Raw genomic sequence first — 19,187 nt, forward strand, 5'->3', positions numbered from 1 at the left:
CCCCTTTATTTTTAAAATTGAGTTTGTTCTATAAGCCTCCGATCTTTTCCACGACAAGTTCTATTTTTTCTTCTAATTGATGTTGTTTCCGATACATCATGATTAACTCTTCTATAAGATTTTTTTCTGCCATTACCGTCATCAAATGGTCCTGTGCATGTATCAATAAGACAGGCAAACGCTCTAGATTAAATTTGGCATCCTCATGGATAAATTTTGTTTGGAATTTATGAGCTTTCAGTAGTTCTAAGGTGGCTTGATTCATTTTTGATTCCGTTTGTTCAAATGCTCCATTTCTTGCATTCTGTAATGCCTCATGCATAAGTGATTTGGCATCACCCGCGTGTAAGATAATATACATAGAAAATTCTTCAATTTTCATTTCGCAGCCAGCCCCCCATAATTGATTAATTCAATGGCATGCTTCTGTAAACACTGTTTTAATCTGTTATCAACAAGTATCCCCAATTCTTTCATTCTAGTAAGATTGTAGCTACTTGTTTTCATTAGCCATGGATCCAAGAATGCAGGGTGGCACATAACTTCAGTAACACCAAGCTTCATTTCAGAAATAATTTTCATCATATATTTCAATGAAACATGTTCCTCTCCGTAAAAATCATAATGAAAATAATCACTAGCAGTTACCTTACTCCCCGGTAGTTTCTTCTCAGTAAATGTCCGAACAGGCAATTTGTACTTTTGCCCAATTTCCATTACTGCTTCCCAAGCTTCAGGGATATGAAGATGCATATGATGATGACTGTCAATATGCGTCACCTGGCCATTCCATTTATAAAGTAAATCAAGCTGTGCCTGAAGTTCCTTTTTAATATCTTGTCTTTTTGCAGATTGTATAAGTTCTTCTCCTTTTAAAAAGTCACCATTTTGATCGAGCAAACTATTTACGTTAGCAGAAATAGGTTTACCAAAATCTAAAACAAAATGTAGGCCAATACCAAGATTCGGAAAATGCTTTGCCTCTGCTAAACTCTCTTTAGCAAATTCAGTATTTACCATTACGGTTGTACTTGTAAGAATACCATGTTGATATGCATAAAGAATTCCTGCGGTAATCCCTGGAGTAAGACCAAAATCGTCAGCATTTAATATCAAAGATTTCTTCATTATTTCTTGTTTCCTGCTTCTTCTTTTGTAGCAGCAGCTACGTCTAAAGTAGATTCTTCCTGTAACAGCTGTTTATCATATAATCGAAAGAACGGATAATAAATAAACAAAGCCACTATAATATTGACAAGCATTAATACTCCACCACGCCAATCACCTGTTGTAAGGATTCCAGAAATAGGAGGTGGTGTGGTCCATGGCACAATAATATAGGGCTTACCAACAAGTCCTATCGACATTGCAAAATACGTTAAGAGACCAACAACTAATGGAGCTAGAATAAAAGGAATCACAAGAATTGGGTTCATTACAATTGGCGCACCGAATACGACGGGTTCACTAATATTAAAAACACTTGACCAAATAGAACCTTTTCCTAAGCTTTTCAGATGTTTAGAGCGTGCACGCCATACAAACAATATCGTTAGAGAAAGCACCATACCACAACCACCAACAGCCCACCAAATTGCCATAAATGGCTGACCAATAATGTAGGGTAGTTCTTCGCCAGCTTGTTGTGCTGCCACGTTTTGTTCCGTTAGACTGTACCAGATTGGAGCCATAATACTAGCAACAACGGATATACCATGTATACCAAAAGCCCACAATAAATGAATGAGTAAAATAGCAATAATCGCTCCCCATATGCTACTACCCACCATTTCTAAAGGTTCCCTTAGTACAGCACCAACCACACCATGTAACGATAGATCAAACGTAGATTTCAATAGAAGATCGAGGCCCCAGACAATGGAAATTATCGCTGCCCCCGGTATAAGAGCAGAAAAAGCACGCCATACAGATGGCGGAACTCCCTCTGGCATTCGTATAATAATATTTCTTACTTCAAAGAAACGATAGACTTCCACTGTAAATAATGCGATAAGAATAGCAATAAACAATCCCTGACTTCCCATTAAGCTTAATGGAATATTACCGTCTTCTGTAAGTGGAGTGGCAACAAAGAAGGCAGCTAAACTAAGTACACCTGAAGACAGCTCATCCATTCCGTAACTTTTTGCAAGACTATATGCGATTGAAAATACTGCTACGAGCCCTAATAACCCGAATGTTGCATTTACTGGAATATTTAATGCAGGGGCATATGGTGACATAAACTCGGACCATGCAGGTACTGGTGGAGAAGAAATAATCAAAAAAAGACTACCAATAATCAATAGTGGCATAGTTGAAATGATTCCATCTCGTATTGCCTTTAAATGTCGCTGTTCCGCCAACTTTCCGGCAACGGGCATGAAATATTTTTCCATAAACGCATTGAACCCATTCATTGATTTTCCCCCTTTTTTTAGAAACTAATTCATTAATTCCATTGCTTGTTCCAATACTTTGTCTCCGTTGATTGTGCCATATGCTCTCATATCTATAATGCCTATTGGTACATTTGCTGCTTCAGCCTTACGAAAAAGTTCATTTTTTTTGTAGCGAATTTGCGGGCCAAGTAAAATAACATCTGCAGTTTTCAAATGATCTTCCAAATAATCCACAGAATGTGCTTCTATTTTCACCTCAATCTCCTTTTCAGTTGCAGCTTTTTTCATTTTTTCTACTAATAAACTCGTACTCATCCCTAAAGCACATAGTAAAGTAATTTTCATAGAGTCCATCCTTTCTTCAATCAATATAGTTGCTAACTAAACTGGGGTAAATAATGTTTATTCGCAGTTAACATCTCTTGTAAAATTTCTTTTGAACGATTTGCTGATGGAATTAATGGATGTAGTATTAATGCTTGTAATGCAATTGTTTTGTTACCAGTAACTGCAGCTTCTACCGTAAGTTCTTCATATGCCTTAACAACTTGAAGAAGTCCCCGTATTTGCGGTGGAACAGCCCCTATTTGAATTGGTGTAATTTGATGTTTTTCTACGACACAATTTGTTTCAACGCTCACATCATCAGGTAAACAAGATATGGCTCCATTATTCCTCACATTTAAAGTGTGAATCTCCCTCGTATTCAAATGAATCGATTTGATTAGATTTATGGCGGCCTCTGAATAATAGGCACCACCTCTTTGCTCCAATGCTTTTGGTTTTTCTTTCAGGTTTTTGTTTTTATATAGATCAAATAATTCCTTTTCAATTCGTTGTACTTCGTCTGCACGAGTTTTATTTTGTTGATATTCTTCTAACTGCTTTTCAAGAATTTGGTCTGTTAGATAATAATATTTATGATAACCACACGGTAAGGACCCGAGTGATTGAAGGAAATCTAAATCCCAGCCAAAAGATGGAATATTTTTTGCCTCATAAACATCGGATTTTCCAGTTAAAATATCTTCTAATCTTGACTGCCCTTTTATATACAATTCTGTAATCCATATTAAATGGTTTATTCCGATAAAATTAATACTCACATCACGTATATCCACACCATAAGTTTTAGCGAATTTTTTATAATAATTAATCGGATTATTGCAAAGCCCAATCACTTTTACATTGCTGTGTTTTAATATAGCTTCCGTAACAATGCCAGCAGGATTTGTAAAATTTAATAACCATGCTTTAGGAGCAAGTTCTTCAATCTCTCTACATATATCTAGAATTTCTGGAATCGTTCTTAATGCCTTCATAAAACCGCCTGCTCCAGTTGTTTCTTGCCCAATGACACCATGTTTAATAGAAATATATTCATCTTTTTTTCTCATCTCTAGTTGACCCACTCGTATTTGGGTAATAATGTAATCCGATTCTTTAATAGCTTCTCTTCGATCGAAAGTCGCTACGATCTTAATCGGGCTTTCCGCTTTGTCTACCATTCTCTTGGATAAGCTTTCTATAATAGATAATTTTTGTTGACCCTCTGGAATGTCGACTAGCCAAACCTCCGATATATTCAGTAACACCTGATTGTTAATAATTCCTTCTAATAACTCTGGTGTATAGGAAGAGCCCCCTCCAATCACCGTTAATTTCATTGGGCTCATTACCTTTCATCCCCTTCTTTTAATCAATTCTGTATACTTCATTTTAAATGGTAAACGCTTTCATTAGTAGAGGGATATTTTCCTTTGACAGTGGAAAAAGTAAGTTTCATTTCAGGCAAAAAAAAAGCGAACCATTTGTTCCCCTAGTTTTTAAACAGTGTCCATTAAAGTCCTAAACTGTTCAAAGGACGTACATTCCAAAAGTTGTAAAAGAAGTTTCATATTATCCAGTAACCTAACCAAGATTTGATACATTTCACATAAGTCCTGATTGCCTTTTTTAATATTTATTAAAATGACTATCTGAACTTGCTTATCTCCCCATAAGATAGGTTTATTTAAAGTTGCAATCGACCAAAATGTACTTTTTGTTTTTGGTTCGAGTGGATGTGGAATTGCGATCAAATTCCCAAAGCTTGTAGGGGCATACCGTTCCCTTTGTAAAACCGAATCAACATAGTCTTCATCTATCTTATAATCTTCTAATAATTTATCACATAGATACCGAATTACTTCTTTTGGTGTCTCAAAATCCACATTTAAAAACGTATAACGCTCTAAAAGGTAATTATTAATAATGGATGCACCTTTTGATAATACACTTTCAATTTTGTTAATATCCTTCCTACTCAATATGGTATTTACATAAATTACCGGGACATCTAATGCTTCCTGGATTGGAATCGTTGAAACAATAAAGTCGACTTCTTTAAGTGATTGTTGATTTAAATTATAATATTCCGTTGTTCCAATAACTTCAAGATCGTCCCTAAATTTGTCTTTTAGTTTGTATAACAGTAACTGTGCACTTCCTAATCCTGATCCACACACTATTAAACATTTCCTCACATTCCTCGTCTTGTTTTTAAGCCTCTCCTGAGCTGCTTCTATATGAAGAGCCAAATAACCAATTTCATTCTCATCAATAATCAACTCATATTTCTCATATAAAATATCCTTAGCTGCTAATGCAGCTTCAAATGATAGCGGATACTTTGTCTTTATATCTTCCAACAATGGATTTCGAAGGTTCATTTGATATTTATAACGATTAATTACTGGTTTTAAATGGAGGCTTAATGCTAAAAGCAAATCTTGGTCTTCAGAAAGATTAAAATTGTAGTTCTTATCAATCCGTTTCACTATTTCTTTTGATAATCCAAAGATTTCTTCGTCTATAACGGATAGAGCTTTTGCTTTTTCATCTGAACTTTCCATTCGTGTCCCGAGAAGATGGATAGCTAAGTACATGATTTCCTTCTCATTAAAACACACCCCAATTTCTTCAACTTGCTTTAAAATCTGCTTCGCAACTATAAATTCTTTCTTAGACCTTATTTCCTGCGATTCTTCAAGGAAGTTTTCCATCGCATGATTTTCTCTTATTCGTCTGCATGCTATAGCAACATGCATTATTAAATTGTGCAAACTAATATCCGAAATGATAATTTTGTGTTGTCTTATATTTTTTAAGATACTATTCTTAATAACTTTCAAATCTTCCTCTGGTAGAATTATATGCCAGGCAGGAGATTCCTCTATTAATTCTTGGTTTTGATTAAAGATATATTGAGAACTACAATATCTGATTTTGGTTTCGTCACCAATAACTTTTAATCCATAATATGGGCGATTAATCAGTTTTAAGTTATAAACTTCTAGTATTTTACGAACGTTTTTTAAGTCTCCTTGTAAAGTTGAACGACTTATAAATAGTTTTTGCTCAAGTTCCTGTATCTTAATATAATCGGAACTCAATAATAAACTTTCAATTAAATATTTCACACGATCTCCAGGATGAGAAGGAATTGCTTCACCTTCTTTTCTCATGTTTTCATCTAAAAATTTATTTAGTTTTTCTTCATCCTCAACCTTCAGCTTGTATCCTTTTCCTCGGAAACCGACTATCTGCATATCAATTTTCTGCAAAAAGTGATTTAATTCTTTAATATCATTTCGAACTGTTTTTGAACTCACTTGCAGATTAAGCGAAAGTTGCGAACTACTCATGGGCTCATCCGAGGAAATTAGCAATTGAAGAATACTCTGCAATCGATTGTCCAACGTGATTACCCCTTTTCTAATTATTTAATATAATCTGAATATAATTTATACTATAGCAGATAGAAAGGTTTTGGTACATGAATATAATCTTTAAAGAAATAGATGTTTTCAAATAAAAAAGCCCACAAACTCTATTAGAGATGTGAGCGAAATATTTAGTTAACTATTGCATCATTACATAACAACTCATCTGAAAATAAGTCCAATAACTCTCTCGCACTATACACTACCTTATCTGGTTTAATAGTACCCTCCGGCATATCTCGCTTTCGATGGTTCATCCACACAGCATGCCAGCCCACTTGTTTTGCACCAACAATATCATTTGCAAACGAGTCCCCAATATAAACCGTTCTATTCTTGTCCAACACAAGTTTATGCTCAAGAAATTCGAACGCTTCTTTGGATGGCTTCGCGTGACCAATGGCACTTGAAATAAACATATTTTCTTTAGAGATCCACCTATCTAACCTTAATTGTTTAATTTTCATCGATTGATGCCCTTCTGCTCCATTTGTTAAGACAGCAACATGCTTATTATTGGCTATGAGAATATCCATCAGTTCCATAACTTCATCAAATAACGCTATCTTTCGCTGTTCAGCTACATAGGCTTCTTGAAAATCTATTGCTTGTTGCTCCGTCATTTCAATACCAATCTCCGTACATGCATCCTTAATCCGGCGGATATGCATTTCCTGAACGGTTAGTTTCCCTGCTACTTGATCGTCAAATAATGCATCGCTGTATTTGCGACTTATGATATAAAAATTATTTAATTCCTCATCTGTAAAAGGTACATCAATCATTTTCTTACATGTATTTTTAAATGATGCTGCTTGATCGTACAATGTATCATCTACATCAAAAATAATCGTATCCATGCTATCGACCTCCATTACTATCATACTATATTATAAAAGACAGGAGAAGCGCTGGATATATTCCATTATTGATCAAATGTAACGCAATAGTTCGGTTAAACTAAAATAGGCTTCTTCACTATTTTATTCGGGCATCAACACAGACTCGGGACATATGCATAAAATGTGACTGAATGAATTCAAAGAAGGAGCATGATACATGATGCATCGAAATTGGAATTACCAAAATCTATATAACCAGCCTCAACACCACTGGCAAAATCAAGGATGGAATGACCAAATAAATTACAACCAATCCCCACAGTTTCAACGTCAAATCACTATTCAAGAAGCAATAGATATTGCACTTGCACAAGTACCTGGTCAAGCTGTTAAGGCAGAATTAGACACAAAACAAGGTGTAAGGGTTTATGAGGTGGATGTTATAACTGCCCAAGGAGTAAAATATGAAATAGCAATAAATATGAATACTGGAGAAATAGTTGAAATAGAGTTAGATTAATCGGTGGGATGAGGAATGGAGTTATGCTCTTTTCCTCATTTTATATGTAATTGTGTATGAATTACTTCAATCAGTTTGGAAAAGATTTAAAAGTAGTGGACCTACATAATTGTGGAGTGATATTTCATTATATAGTTAAGGGGATAACAGAATTTAAACCTATGATAAAAAAACAAACCAAAATCCTTATCACTTGGTGAACCAAATACTGGCGGAGAAGGAGGGATTTGAACCCTCGCGTCGCTTACACGACCTACACCCTTAGCAGGGGCGCCTCTTCAGCCTCTTGAGTACTTCCCCAAATGGCTCCACAGGTAGGATTCGAACCTACGACCGATCGGTTAACAGCCGATTGCTCTACCACTGAGCTACTGTGGAATAGTTTATACGCGCCCTAGAGGATTCGAACCTCTGACCCACAGCTTAGAAGGCTGTTGCTCTATCCTACTGAGCTAAGGGCGCAAATGTAAAAGTATATAATAACATACAATTGTATGGAATTTAATCCAATGTAAGAATATATAGGAATGGGCCTGAGTGGACTCGAACCACCGACCTCACGCTTATCAGGCGTGCGCTCTAACCAGCTGAGCTACAGGCCCAAAGAAAAGGGTAATTGGAGCGGGTGAAGGGAATCGAACCCTCATCATCAGCTTGGAAGGCTGAGGTTTTACCACTAAACTACACCCGCATTGTAATATATAATATGGTGGAGGGAGTAGGACTCGAACCTACGAACCCGATGGGAGCGGATTTACAGTCCGCCGCGTTTGGCCAACTTCGCTATCCCTCCACATTATAATGGTGGCTCGGGACGGAATCGAACCGCCGACACACGGATTTTCAGTCCGTTGCTCTACCGACTGAGCTACCGAGCCAATTATTTAATTAACTATTTATGTATGGAGGAGGTAGAGGGATTCGAACCCCCGCGCGGTTTGACCCGCCTGTCGGTTTTCAAGACCGATCCCTTCAGCCAGACTTGGGTATACCTCCACATTACGGTGAACTTATAATGGACCCTGCAGGATTCGAACCTGCGACCGATCGGTTATGAGCCGATAGCTCTAACCAACTGAGCTAAGGGTCCTAATATTTTCTTCATAATATAATGGGGCGACCGGTGGGGATTGAACCCACGTATGCCGGAGCCACAATCCGGTGCGTTAACCACTTCGCCACGACCGCCATTATACAATTATTTAATTTTGAATGGTAGCGGCGGAGGGGATCGAACCCACGACCTCACGGGTATGAACCGTACGCTCTCGCCAGCTGAGCTACGCCGCCAATATTCAAATGGAGCCTAGCGGGATCGAACCGCTGACCTCCTGCGTGCAAGGCAGGCGCTCTCCCAGCTGAGCTAAGGCCCCATGTAGAAAGATAATCGGGAAAACAAGGTTCAAACTGCAATACCTTGGTCCTGAACCAAGGGCTCTACCAAGCTAAAGTTCCCGGAATAACGCGCCCGAGAGGAGTCGAACCCCTAACCTCTTGATCCGTAGTCAAACGCTCTATCCAATTGAGCTACGGGCGCCTATAGTGCTGAGTAAGAAAATTGAAACGGCAAGATAATGCTCTACCGCTGAATTACTTATACGCTTGACAAGTAATAAAATGCGGGTGAAGGGACTTGAACCCCCACGTCCGAAGACACTAGATCCTAAGTCTAGCGCGTCTGCCAATTCCGCCACACCCGCATATGAGATGAGCCATGAAGGATTCGAACCTTCGACCCTTTGATTAAAAGTCAAATGCTCTACCAACTGAGCTAATGGCTCCTACTGTAATAAATGGTGCCGGCCAGAGGACTTGAACCCCCAACCTACTGATTACAAGTCAGTTGCTCTACCAATTGAGCTAGGCCGGCATCTGGCGGTCCGGACGGGACTCGAACCCGCGACCTCCTGCGTGACAGGCAGGCATTCTAACCAACTGAACTACCGGACCAATAATAATAATATATGTTAAAACTAGCGGATACATTTATCCAGTATTTCTAGCTTTAGCTTATTTCAAGTTAATTTAATTTTATATTTTTGGTTGCGGGGGCAGGATTTGAACCTACGACCTTTGGGTTATGAGCCCAACGAGCTACCAGACTGCTCCACCCCGCGGTATGAAATAAAGTATTAAGATGAAATATGGTGGAGGATGCAGGGCTCGAACCTGCGACCCCCTGCTTGTAAGGCAGGTGCTCTCCCAGCTGAGCTAATCCTCCATATTGGTGACCCGTACGGGATTCGAACCCGTGTTACCGCCGTGAAAGGGCGGTGTCTTAACCGCTTGACCAACGGGCCAGGTAAATTTTCCCAAGTATAAACAAAGAAATAATTTCACAGGTAGATTTCAAAAGTTAAACTTCGAATCCACGATCAATCGACAAATAGTCGTTGTGCTACCATTTAGGTACTGTGAAATAATCTTTTGCCTGGCGGCGTCCTACTCTTGCAGGGGCAAAGCCCCAACTACCATCGGCGCTGAAGAACTTAACTTCTGTGTTCGGCAAGGGAACAGGTGTGACCTCTTCGCTATTGCTACCAGACCTATTTTTTTTAGGTTTATACCTTAAAAACTAAATAAGAGTAAACAAGACATCAAATAAAGAATTTAGTTAAGTCCTCGATCGATTAGTATCCGTAAGCTCCACGTGTCACCACGCTTCCACACCGAACCTATCAACCTCATCGTCTCTGAGGGATCTTACTCACTCGAAGTGATGGGAAGTCTCATCTTGAGGGGGGCTTCATGCTTAGATGCTTTCAGCACTTATCCTTTCCACACGTAGCTACCCAGCGATGCTCCTGGCGGAACAACTGGTACACCAGCGGTGTGTCCATCCCGGTCCTCTCGTACTAAGGACAGCTCCTCTCAAACTTCCAACGCCCACGACGGATAGGGACCGAACTGTCTCACGACGTTCTGAACCCAGCTCGCGTACCGCTTTAATGGGCGAACAGCCCAACCCTTGGGACCGACTACAGCCCCAGGATGCGATGAGCCGACATCGAGGTGCCAAACCTCCCCGTCGATGTGAACTCTTGGGGGAGATAAGCCTGTTATCCCCGGGGTAGCTTTTATCCGTTGAGCGATGGCCCTTCCATGCGGAACCACCGGATCACTAAGCCCGACTTTCGTCCCTGCTCGACTTGTAGGTCTCGCAGTCAAGCTCCCTTGTGCCTTTACACTCTACGAATGATTTCCAACCATTCTGAGGGAACCTTTGGGCGCCTCCGTTACCTTTTGGGAGGCGACCGCCCCAGTCAAACTGCCCGCCTGACACTGTCTCCGAACCGGATCACGGTCCTGGGTTAGAATGTCCATACAGCCAGGGTGGTATCCCACGGATGCCTCCACCGAAGCTAGCGCTCCGGTTTCCAAGGCTCCCACCTATCCTGTACAAGCTGCACAGACATTCAATATCAGGCTACAGTAAAGCTCCACGGGGTCTTTCCGTCCTGTCGCGGGTAATGCGCATCTTCACGCATAGTATAATTTCACCGGGTCTCTCGTTGAGACAGTGCCCAAGTCGTTGCACCTTTCGTGCGGGTCGGAACTTACCCGACAAGGAATTTCGCTACCTTAGGACCGTTATAGTTACGGCCGCCGTTTACTGGGGCTTCGGTTCAAAGCTTCGCCTTGCGGCTAACATTTCCCCTTAACCTTCCAGCACCGGGCAGGTGTCAGCCCCTATACTTCGCCTTTCGGCTTCGCAGAGACCTGTGTTTTTGCTAAACAGTCGCTTGGGCCTATTCACTGCGGCTCCATGTAAATGAAGCACCCCTTCTCCCGAAGTTACGGGGTCATTTTGCCGAGTTCCTTAACGAGAGTTCTCCCGCTCACCTTAGGATTCTCTCCTCGCCTACCTGTGTCGGTTTGCGGTACGGGCACCTATGATCTAACTAGAGGCTTTTCTTGGCAGTGTGAAATCCGGAACTTCGGTACTAAATTTCCCTCCCCATCACAGCTTGAAATTGCCAGACGGATTTGCCTATCTGACTTTCTCACTGCTTGGGCGCACATATCCATCAGTGCGCATTCCTTATCCTACTGCGTCCCCCCATCGCTCAAACAATCATGAGGTGGTACAGGAATATCTACCTGTTGTCCATCGCCTACGCCTTTCGGCCTCGGCTTAGGTCCCGACTAACCCTGAGAGGACGAGCCTTCCTCAGGAAACCTTAGGCATTCGGTGAAAGAGATTCTCACTCTTTTTTCGCTACTCATACCGGCATTCTCACTTCTAAGCGCTCCACCAGTCCTCACGGTCTGACTTCACAGCACTTAGAACGCTCTCCTACCATTGTTCGTAAGAACAATCCGCAGCTTCGGTGATACGTTTAGCCCCGGTACATTTTCGGCGCAGAGTCACTCGACCAGTGAGCTATTACGCACTCTTTAAATGATGGCTGCTTCTAAGCCAACATCCTGGTTGTCTGGGCAACTCCACATCCTTTTCCACTTAACGTATACTTTGGGACCTTAGCTGGCGGTCTGGGCTGTTTCCCTTTCGACTATGAACCTTATCACCCATAGTCTGACTCCCAAGTAAAAGTAACTGGCATTCGGAGTTTGACTGAATTCGGTAACCCGGTGAGGGCCCCTAGTCCAATCAGTGCTCTACCTCCAGTACTCTATTTCTTGAGGCTAGCCCTAAAGCTATTTCGGAGAGAACCAGCTATCTCCGTGTTCGATTGGCATTTCACCCCTACCCACACCTCATCCCCGCATTTTTCAACATACGTGGGTTCGGGCCTCCAGTCAGTGTTACCTGACCTTCACCCTGGACATGGGTAGATCACACGGTTTCGGGTCTACGACCGCATACTCATTCGCCCTATTCAGACTCGCTTTCGCTGCGGCTCCGTGTCTTCCACTTAACCTTGCATACGATCGTAACTCGCCGGTCCATTCTACAAAAGGTACGCCGTTACCCATTAACGGGCTTCGACTACTTGTAGGCACACGGTTTCAGGTTCTATTTCACTCCCCTTCCGGGGTGCTTTTCACCTTTCCCTCACGGTACTGGTTCACTATCGGTCACTAGAGAGTATTTAGCCTTGGGAGATGGTCCTCCCGGATTCCGACGGAATTCCACGTGTTCCGCCGTACTCAGGATACACTCCGGAGGGAATTCTTTTTCAACTACAGGGCTGTTACCTTCTGTGGCTGACCTTTCCAGGTCGATTCATTTAAAGAATTCCTTGGTAACTCCGAGTGGAGTGTCCTACAACCCCAGAAAGCAAGCTTTCTGGTTTGGGCTCTTTCCGTTTCGCTCGCCGCTACTCAGGAAATCGATTTTTCTTTCTCTTCCTCCGGGTACTGAGATGTTTCAGTTCCCCGGGTCTACCTCATGCACCCTATGTATTCAGATGCATGTACTGTTCCATTACGAACAGTGGGTTCCCCCATTCGGAAATCCCCGGATCAAAGTTTACTTACAACTCCCCGAGGCATATCGGTGTTAGTCCCGTCCTTCATCGGCTTCTAGTGCCAAGGCATCCACCGTGCGCCCTTATTCACTTAACTAAGTTACAGTAAATAAGCGTACTAATTTATTAGCCTTGCTTTTATTTAAAAATATTGATGTCGTTGTTACTCTTATTTAGTTTTCAAGGTACAAGCTTCCACAGGATGTGGTGACTTCTGTGTTCGTCACAGGACGTGACGGGTTTTAACAGAAGATCCTTCAATCCTTTGAGAGATCTTTTTTACTCTCTCAAAACTGAACCAAACAACACAGTATGCCCTTCCTACCCGAAGGTAGGGTTCCGTAATAATCCTTAGAAAGGAGGTGATCCAGCCGCACCTTCCGATACGGCTACCTTGTTACGACTTCACCCCAATCATTAGTCCCACCTTCGGCGGCTGGCTCCAAAAGGTTACCTCACCGACTTCGGGTGTTACCAACTCTCGTGGTGTGACGGGCGGTGTGTACAAGGCCCGGGAACGTATTCACCGCGGCATGCTGATCCGCGATTACTAGCGATTCCGGCTTCATGTAGGCGAGTTGCAGCCTACAATCCGAACTGAGAATGGTTTTATGGGATTGGCTTGACCTCACGGGTTCGCTTCCCTTTGTTCCATCCATTGTAGCACGTGTGTAGCCCAGGTCATAAGGGGCATGATGATTTGACGTCATCCCCACCTTCCTCCGGTTTGTCACCGGCAGTCACCTTAGAGTGCCCAACTGAATGCTGGCAACTAAGATCAAGGGTTGCGCTCGTTGCGGGACTTAACCCAACATCTCACGACACGAGCTGACGACAACCATGCACCACCTGTCACTCTGTCCCCGAAGGGAAAACTCTATCTCTAGAGGTATCAGAGGATGTCAAGACCTGGTAAGGTTCTTCGCGTTGCTTCGAATTAAACCACATGCTCCACCGCTTGTGCGGGCCCCCGTCAATTCTTTTGAGTTTCAGCCTTGCGGCCGTACTCCCCAGGCGGAGTGCTTAATGCGTTAACTTCAGCACTAAGGGGCGGAAACCCCCTAACACCTAGCACTCATCGTTTACGGCGTGGACTACCAGGGTATCTAATCCTGTTCGCTACCCACGCTTTCGCTCCTCAGCGTCAGTTACAGACCAGAGAGTCGCCTTCGCCACTGGTGTTCCTCCACATCTCTACGCATTTCACCGCTACACGTGGAATTCCACTCTCCTCTTCTGTACTCAAGTCCTCCAGTTTCCAATGACCCTCCACGGTTAAGCCGTGGGCTTTCACATCAGACTTAAAAGACCGCCTGCGAGCGCTTTACGCCCAATAATTCCGGACAACGCTTGCCACCTACGTATTACCGCGGCTGCTGGCACGTAGTTAGCCGTGGCTTTCTGGTTAGGTACCGTCAAGGTTGGGTCAGTTACTACCCAACTTGTTCTTCCCTAACAACAGAGTTTTACGATCCGAAAACCTTCATCACTCACGCGGCGTTGCTCCGTCAGACTTTCGTCCATTGCGGAAGATTCCCTACTGCTGCCTCCCGTAGGAGTCTGGGCCGTGTCTCAGTCCCAGTGTGGCCGATCACCCTCTCAGGTCGGCTACGCATCGTCGCCTTGGTGAGCCGTTACCTCACCAACTAGCTAATGCGCCGCGGGCCCATCTGTAAGTGACAGCCGAAACCGTCTTTTATCTTCTCACCATGAGATGAAAAGTGTTATCCGGTATTAGCTCACGTTTCCGCGAGTTATCCCGATCTTACAGGCAGGTTGCCCACGTGTTACTCACCCGTCCGCCGCTCATTCCATAAACATCACCCCGAAGGGTTCTGTTTATTTCCTGCGCTCGACTTGCATGTATTAGGCACGCCGCCAGCGTTCGTCCTGAGCCAAGATCAAACTCTCCATAAAAGTTTGTAATACTTAGCTTTTGTAGAAGCTGACTTCTACTTGTTTTAAAAAGAAAAACGAGTTTCCTTTTTCTTGACATACTGGTTGTTTTGTTCAGTTTTCAAAGAGCAAATTTGTTTGCCGCCTTCTTTAAAGCGACTTTATTAATCTATCACAGATTAAAATATAATGTCAATAACTTTTTTGAATTATTTTCTTGTTCGCATTGAACTTTTTTAGCGACAAGAAATAATTTACCACACTATTAAACTAAAAGTCAACAACTTTTTTATTATTTTTAGCTCCGTTTTGTGGCGGGAATTTAATATAACATAGATAGACAGCTATTGCAATACTATTTATTATCGAGATTTAATATTCTTTGGTGGGATGCTGGGTCAACTTCTGTCCCTAGTCACTTCTATAGTTAAGATATGAAAGATCTAATGATATCCGATTAAATTGATATCATCTGTTCTTCTAAATGACTACAAGTTTTTTTGCAATAAAATGTAATCAAAACAAGCTGCTATTTTTACCTTTAACCGAAAAGTGAAGAAACACCAAAGTTTAATGGTAATTCTCTACTATTATTAACATGATAGTAATTCTCCTATATATAACATCTACCCGCAAAATAAGAGGATGATGAAATTTGTTTGGATGAGAAACCTGTCCCCTCCCCTTTTACATTCAATTAACTTGATCTCAATTGTTTTTTACAATCGTTTGATATATTTAGGCGCTCCTTACCCTTTCTCTTGAACTCCTTTCGTAATATCAACCTTGTGTCCTATTTTTTATACAGGAAATTTAAAATGGATTTTATAAACTCTTCATATGAAGAGAAATATTTATCTCGGTGATTATACCATTTTCGTACCGTGTTAACTAACCAGTAAGGTACAGAATGTCCATCAATTAAGTGATAGTATTGTTCATAGCCTTTCTTTAGATGCTCCCATCTGAAATCATTACCTGGCTGAATGTATTCAGAAACATCGAGTATTTTTGCTCTTCCGTTTTGAAGTAATATATTTTTTAAATGGATATCACGTGGGTTAAGACCCTTATTACGAACATATTCCCGGGCATCCTCCACATCATTTATAACTTGCTCTGGAATGTGAATCCCTTGTAAAACGCAGTCAAAGAGAGTCATCCCTTCCTCGTAGCTTAAAACGAGGTATTCATCATACGCAGCAAAACATGTTGAAAAGAAAGAAGAGTCATCTATTATCTGATAAACACCTGCTTCTACTTTAACTTTATCAATTTTGTCCTTTGCATATTTTTTAAACACATAAGCTGGAGCATGAATCGATTGAAAAACTGCCGCATCTGTACCTACACCAATACACTTCAAATCTTTAGCGCCCCCACTTATCGTGACAGGCTCATTATTAGGATTTGATGAAACAGTGATTTTGGAAAGAGAATCCTTCGCTATATCCCAGTCGTTTTCCATTTGACTTCTCCTTTCATTACATAGGTAGAAAATTACTTTATTAAGAAGCAAGAAAGAAATCTTAATCCTAGACATTCTTACCGAGATAAAACAAAATTAACCGTTTTGGAGTAAAAATGCAAAAATAAAACCGCATGAAATCAAGTTTTAATTGATTTCATGCGGTTTTTTCATTTTAATGAAACGATCTCGCAGGTTCTTCTTAGGTTTCGTTTTTCTAAACAGCTTCAGATGAAGCACAATTGAAAGAGTAACCAAAGATTCCATATTCAAAGTCTATGTTGGATTTTACTATTTTCACTTCCTAAAAAAACTATATTTATTTACTGTCACAAAACTAGAATCAGGAGGAGATGGATTTTTTCTTAATACAATAGCTAATCTATTAAGTATTTGCGTTAAATCAGACTGAACATTATCATCGAATATAAATTCAATTCCATACTGATATATCCCATATCTTATTTCCTTCATCCAGACAACTGTACCTTGCAGATTAACTATGTTTCCCAATATCTCTGCTTCAAATTCTAAAATAATGTCTTGATGGACAGTTAGCCTTATATCGGATAAAAACCGCAGACCACCTAATCCAATATCTTCAATTAGCACCTCTGCTTTTCCAAGTTCAACATTTCTTCCAAGAATACGTGTAAGTGTCATCGATCCTTTTAATGGAATATCAAGGTCAATCCTGAAATAATTTCTTCTATTATCAGTTACTTTTTCTTCATTGGATGGTGCTTCAACTTTGATTTTACTTTTTTGCAGAAGTGCAGCAAACGCTTCTGCTGAAACAGGCTTTGAAAATATATAACCTTGTATTGCGTTACAATTCATTTCTTTTAATAGTTCCACCTGTTCATTTGTTTCCACTCCTTCCGCAATAACATTCATATTAAGATGTTGAGCTAAATCAATAATTGTTTTTGTAATAAAATTGGTTGATTCAGAATCCTTGCGACTTAATCCATTAATAAATGTACGATCTATTTTTAATGTATCGATTCGCCCTTTAAATTTCTGCAAGTAAGAAAGTGATGAGTAGCCTGTCCCAAAGTCATCTAATGAAACCCGAATGCCCATCTTCTTAAAATCATCCAACATAGAGAGAATCATCGTTTCATTATCCAGAAGTGACGATTCAAGTATTTCAACTTCCAAGTACTTAGGGTCAAGTTTCGTCCTTTGTAAAATATTTGAGATATTAACAAGCATTTCTTTTTCCATAAAACGCTGTGCGGATAGATTGATAGAAATAGGGATAGCCGGCAACCCATTATCCTGCCATGCTTTATTTTGGATACATACTGTTTCTTTAATCCATTTGCCTATATCCACAATTAGCCCAGTTTCTTCTGCTAATGGTAAAAATTCATTCGGATTAACTAATCCCCATTCTGGATGATTCCAGCGAATTAAAGCTTCTGCACCGATAATTTGATTCGAATTTGTACATATTTTAGGCTGATAATACATTTCTAGCTGTTTCAACTTCAATGCCTTTCTAAGATCTGACTCAAGTGTAAAGGTTTTATATGTTTCTGCATCCAATGAGGAAGTATAAATTTGATATGTATTATTTCCTTTGCTTTTAGCCTTGTACAAAGCAGAATTAGCATGCTTGACAATTGTTTCATAATCCTTTCCATCATTTGGATAAAAGCTAATCCCAATACTCGTAGAAACAAAAAGTTCATAATTGTCGATATGAAATGGCTGATCGATTGATTCTATCAACTTTTTCGCATATGCTATAACCTGCTCTGAATTTACGATATTGGGTAATAAAATAACAAATTCATCTCCATCTACCCTTGTAAGAACCGCTTCATCCTCAAGCTTCTCTTTTAATCTATCGGAAAATGCTTTAAGTAGCTTATCACCGGTCAAATGACCCAACGTATCATTCACATACTTGAAACGATCTAAGTTTAAAATCATTAGCGCAAATCGTTTTTCTAGTGTATTACTAATAACGATTTCCTGTTCTATTTTCTCATTCAGAAATCTACGGTTTGGAAGCTTTGTTAATGCATCATGATAGACCAAGAAGTTATTCAACTCCTCAGCCTTTTTACGTTCCGTAATATCAATAATTGTCCCAATGATTGTTGAATAATTGTGATATAAAACCTTTTTCACACGGAACTCTACATCTATCCTACTCCCGTCTACTTTAATCATTCTGATGGATTGCTCAATACTTTCTTCCCCATCCATTAGATTATTAATTATAGATAGAAATATAGCTTGATCTGCTCGATGTATATAGTGGTAAATATCGAAATCCGAGCTAACATTTGATGAGTGTATACCAACAATTTCGGATAGCCTCGGATTCCCGTAAACTAATTTTTTATTTTGTCTAATAAAAACTCCGAAGCTAGATTCTTCAACGAGACTTCTAAACTTCAATTCCGATTCAGTCAGCTCATACTTCGCTGTATTCAATTCTGTCCGATCTTTAAATATCCCAAAAATACCAATCGTCTTTCCTTCTGATATGGCAGGAATAATATGTATTTCCACTTGAAGTGGAACACCATTTTTCTGAACGATAACAGTATTATCATGTTCAATTCTTCCAGAAAGGGTACTATTAAATAACGCTCTAAACTTAGGGACTTCACTTTTTAAGAGAATTTCTTCCAACGGGTATAATGCAATTTCCTCTTTTGAATAACCTAGGGCATCCGTAAACCCTTCATTTACTGATGCAATAACCCCCTCTTTATCTGCAAAAAAAACGATATCAGGATTATACGTAAACAAAGAACGAAAAAATAAATCTGTATCTACCACTTCATCATGATTCGATCGATCTTCCTTTAAATTATTGTCCATTTTCTTACCCCTTTAT

At 40.4% G+C, this 19,187-nt stretch carries 10 protein-coding genes, 20 tRNA genes and 3 rRNA genes; 1 reads left to right on the forward strand and 32 read right to left on the reverse strand.

Annotation, left to right across the window (positions count from 1 at the left end; translation table 11 throughout):
- Window positions 1–28 precede the first annotated feature (28 nt).
- The 7 genes from MHH64_RS19130 to MHH64_RS19160 all read right to left on the reverse strand — a co-directional run bounded on the left by MHH64_RS19130 (window position 29) and on the right by MHH64_RS19160 (window position 7,026).
- A complete protein-coding gene (locus tag MHH64_RS19130) occupies window positions 29–382 on the reverse strand; it encodes a PTS lactose/cellobiose transporter subunit IIA (protein ID WP_118890300.1) in 354 nt (117 codons plus the stop codon).
- Window positions 379–1,128, reverse strand: coding sequence for a carbohydrate deacetylase (locus MHH64_RS19135; protein WP_340002232.1), 750 nt, complete (start codon window positions 1,126–1,128; stop codon window positions 379–381). The genes MHH64_RS19130 and MHH64_RS19135 overlap by 4 nt, the downstream gene beginning before the upstream one ends.
- Window positions 1,128–2,420 (reverse strand): PTS cellobiose transporter subunit IIC, encoded by a 1,293-nt coding sequence (gene celB / locus MHH64_RS19140; protein ID WP_095313353.1) that lies wholly within the window; start codon window positions 2,418–2,420, stop codon window positions 1,128–1,130. Before celB ends, MHH64_RS19135 begins: the two co-directional genes overlap by 1 nt.
- A 24-nt stretch (window positions 2,421–2,444) precedes the next feature.
- Entirely contained in the window at window positions 2,445–2,747 is a 303-nt protein-coding gene (locus tag MHH64_RS19145) for a PTS sugar transporter subunit IIB (protein WP_340002233.1), read from the reverse strand.
- Window positions 2,748–2,779: 32 nt separating this feature from the next.
- Window positions 2,780–4,078 (reverse strand): 6-phospho-beta-glucosidase, encoded by a 1,299-nt coding sequence (locus MHH64_RS19150; protein WP_340002234.1) that lies wholly within the window; start codon window positions 4,076–4,078, stop codon window positions 2,780–2,782.
- A gap of 150 nt (window positions 4,079–4,228) precedes the next feature.
- Window positions 4,229–6,142 carry a BglG family transcription antiterminator gene (locus MHH64_RS19155; protein ID WP_340002235.1) on the reverse strand — a complete coding sequence of 638 codons (1,914 nt, stop codon included), beginning with the start codon at window positions 6,140–6,142 and terminating at the stop codon, window positions 4,229–4,231.
- 155 nt (window positions 6,143–6,297) lie between these two features.
- A complete protein-coding gene (locus MHH64_RS19160; RefSeq protein WP_340002236.1) occupies window positions 6,298–7,026 on the reverse strand; it encodes an HAD family hydrolase in 729 nt (242 codons plus the stop codon).
- Window positions 7,027–7,225: 199 nt separating this feature from the next.
- Here MHH64_RS19160 and MHH64_RS19165 point away from each other — a divergent pair, with 199 nt between their 5' ends.
- Window positions 7,226–7,528 (forward strand): PepSY domain-containing protein, encoded by a 303-nt coding sequence (locus MHH64_RS19165; RefSeq protein WP_205126996.1) that lies wholly within the window; start codon window positions 7,226–7,228, stop codon window positions 7,526–7,528.
- A gap of 209 nt (window positions 7,529–7,737) precedes the next feature.
- On the opposite strand, the gene MHH64_RS19170 is transcribed toward MHH64_RS19165, so the two are convergent.
- The 25 genes from MHH64_RS19170 to MHH64_RS19290 all read right to left on the reverse strand — a co-directional run bounded on the left by MHH64_RS19170 (window position 7,738) and on the right by MHH64_RS19290 (window position 19,171).
- Window positions 7,738–7,828: transfer RNA gene (locus MHH64_RS19170), tRNA-Ser, on the reverse strand.
- Window positions 7,829–7,831: 3 nt separating this feature from the next.
- A tRNA-Asn gene (locus MHH64_RS19175) sits at window positions 7,832–7,906 on the reverse strand.
- Between the two features lie 10 nt (window positions 7,907–7,916).
- Window positions 7,917–7,990: transfer RNA gene (locus MHH64_RS19180), tRNA-Arg, on the reverse strand.
- Between the two features lie 66 nt (window positions 7,991–8,056).
- A tRNA-Ile gene (locus tag MHH64_RS19185) sits at window positions 8,057–8,130 on the reverse strand.
- 15 nt (window positions 8,131–8,145) lie between these two features.
- Window positions 8,146–8,219, reverse strand: a tRNA-Gly gene (locus MHH64_RS19190).
- 16 nt (window positions 8,220–8,235) lie between these two features.
- A tRNA-Tyr gene (locus MHH64_RS19195) sits at window positions 8,236–8,321 on the reverse strand.
- A 9-nt stretch (window positions 8,322–8,330) separates the two neighbouring features.
- Window positions 8,331–8,406 (reverse strand) — tRNA-Phe (locus MHH64_RS19200).
- Window positions 8,407–8,431: 25 nt separating this feature from the next.
- Window positions 8,432–8,524: transfer RNA gene (locus tag MHH64_RS19205), tRNA-Ser, on the reverse strand.
- A 20-nt stretch (window positions 8,525–8,544) separates the two neighbouring features.
- Window positions 8,545–8,618: transfer RNA gene (locus tag MHH64_RS19210), tRNA-Ile, on the reverse strand.
- A gap of 22 nt (window positions 8,619–8,640) precedes the next feature.
- Window positions 8,641–8,716, reverse strand: a tRNA-His gene (locus tag MHH64_RS19215).
- 25 nt (window positions 8,717–8,741) lie between these two features.
- Window positions 8,742–8,818, reverse strand: a tRNA-Met gene (locus MHH64_RS19220).
- Window positions 8,819–8,828: 10 nt separating this feature from the next.
- A tRNA-Ala gene (locus MHH64_RS19225) sits at window positions 8,829–8,901 on the reverse strand.
- 90 nt (window positions 8,902–8,991) lie between these two features.
- Window positions 8,992–9,065 (reverse strand) — tRNA-Arg (locus MHH64_RS19230).
- 81 nt (window positions 9,066–9,146) lie between these two features.
- A tRNA-Leu gene (locus tag MHH64_RS19235) sits at window positions 9,147–9,228 on the reverse strand.
- A gap of 8 nt (window positions 9,229–9,236) precedes the next feature.
- Window positions 9,237–9,309: transfer RNA gene (locus tag MHH64_RS19240), tRNA-Lys, on the reverse strand.
- A 13-nt stretch (window positions 9,310–9,322) separates the two neighbouring features.
- A tRNA-Thr gene (locus MHH64_RS19245) sits at window positions 9,323–9,398 on the reverse strand.
- A 3-nt stretch (window positions 9,399–9,401) separates the two neighbouring features.
- Window positions 9,402–9,478, reverse strand: a tRNA-Asp gene (locus tag MHH64_RS19250).
- Between the two features lie 90 nt (window positions 9,479–9,568).
- A tRNA-Met gene (locus tag MHH64_RS19255) sits at window positions 9,569–9,645 on the reverse strand.
- A gap of 28 nt (window positions 9,646–9,673) precedes the next feature.
- Window positions 9,674–9,749, reverse strand: a tRNA-Val gene (locus MHH64_RS19260).
- Window positions 9,750–9,753: 4 nt separating this feature from the next.
- Window positions 9,754–9,828: transfer RNA gene (locus tag MHH64_RS19265), tRNA-Glu, on the reverse strand.
- A gap of 129 nt (window positions 9,829–9,957) precedes the next feature.
- Window positions 9,958–10,073 (reverse strand): 5S ribosomal RNA (gene rrf, locus MHH64_RS19270).
- 65 nt (window positions 10,074–10,138) lie between these two features.
- Window positions 10,139–13,057 (reverse strand): 23S ribosomal RNA (locus MHH64_RS19275).
- A 258-nt stretch (window positions 13,058–13,315) separates the two neighbouring features.
- Window positions 13,316–14,877 (reverse strand): 16S ribosomal RNA (locus MHH64_RS19280).
- Together the 16S, 23S and 5S rRNA genes with 20 tRNA genes alongside form the textbook arrangement of a ribosomal RNA operon.
- Window positions 14,878–15,649: 772 nt before the next feature.
- Window positions 15,650–16,324 carry a serine/threonine protein kinase gene (locus MHH64_RS19285; RefSeq protein WP_095313905.1) on the reverse strand — a complete coding sequence of 225 codons (675 nt, stop codon included), beginning with the start codon at window positions 16,322–16,324 and terminating at the stop codon, window positions 15,650–15,652.
- A gap of 297 nt (window positions 16,325–16,621) precedes the next feature.
- Entirely contained in the window at window positions 16,622–19,171 is a 2,550-nt protein-coding gene (locus MHH64_RS19290) for an EAL domain-containing protein (protein ID WP_340002237.1), read from the reverse strand.
- Between the last annotated feature and the right edge of the window lie 16 nt (window positions 19,172–19,187).

Source organism: Oceanobacillus sp. FSL K6-0127 (genome assembly GCF_037983385.1).
Lineage (GTDB): Bacteria > Bacillota > Bacilli > Bacillales > Amphibacillaceae > Oceanobacillus > Oceanobacillus profundus.

What these genes read in the sequence shown, in the direction of transcription:
- MHH64_RS19130 (WP_118890300.1), bottom strand. Translation starts at nt 382, where the DNA reads ATGAAAATTGAAGAATTTTCTATGTATATTATCTTACACGCGGGTGAT.
- MHH64_RS19135 (WP_340002232.1), bottom strand. Translation starts at nt 1,128, where the DNA reads ATGAAGAAATCTTTGATATTAAATGCTGACGATTTTGGTCTTACTCCA.
- celB (WP_095313353.1), bottom strand. Translation starts at nt 2,420, where the DNA reads ATGAATGGGTTCAATGCGTTTATGGAAAAATATTTCATGCCCGTTGCC.
- MHH64_RS19145 (WP_340002233.1), bottom strand. Translation starts at nt 2,747, where the DNA reads ATGAAAATTACTTTACTATGTGCTTTAGGGATGAGTACGAGTTTATTA.
- MHH64_RS19150 (WP_340002234.1), bottom strand. Translation starts at nt 4,078, where the DNA reads ATGAGCCCAATGAAATTAACGGTGATTGGAGGGGGCTCTTCCTATACA.
- MHH64_RS19160 (WP_340002236.1), bottom strand. Translation starts at nt 7,026, where the DNA reads ATGGATACGATTATTTTTGATGTAGATGATACATTGTACGATCAAGCA.
- MHH64_RS19165 (WP_205126996.1), top strand. Translation starts at nt 7,226, where the DNA reads ATGATGCATCGAAATTGGAATTACCAAAATCTATATAACCAGCCTCAA.
- MHH64_RS19285 (WP_095313905.1), bottom strand. Translation starts at nt 16,324, where the DNA reads ATGGAAAACGACTGGGATATAGCGAAGGATTCTCTTTCCAAAATCACT.
- MHH64_RS19290 (WP_340002237.1), bottom strand. Translation starts at nt 19,171, where the DNA reads ATGGACAATAATTTAAAGGAAGATCGATCGAATCATGATGAAGTGGTA.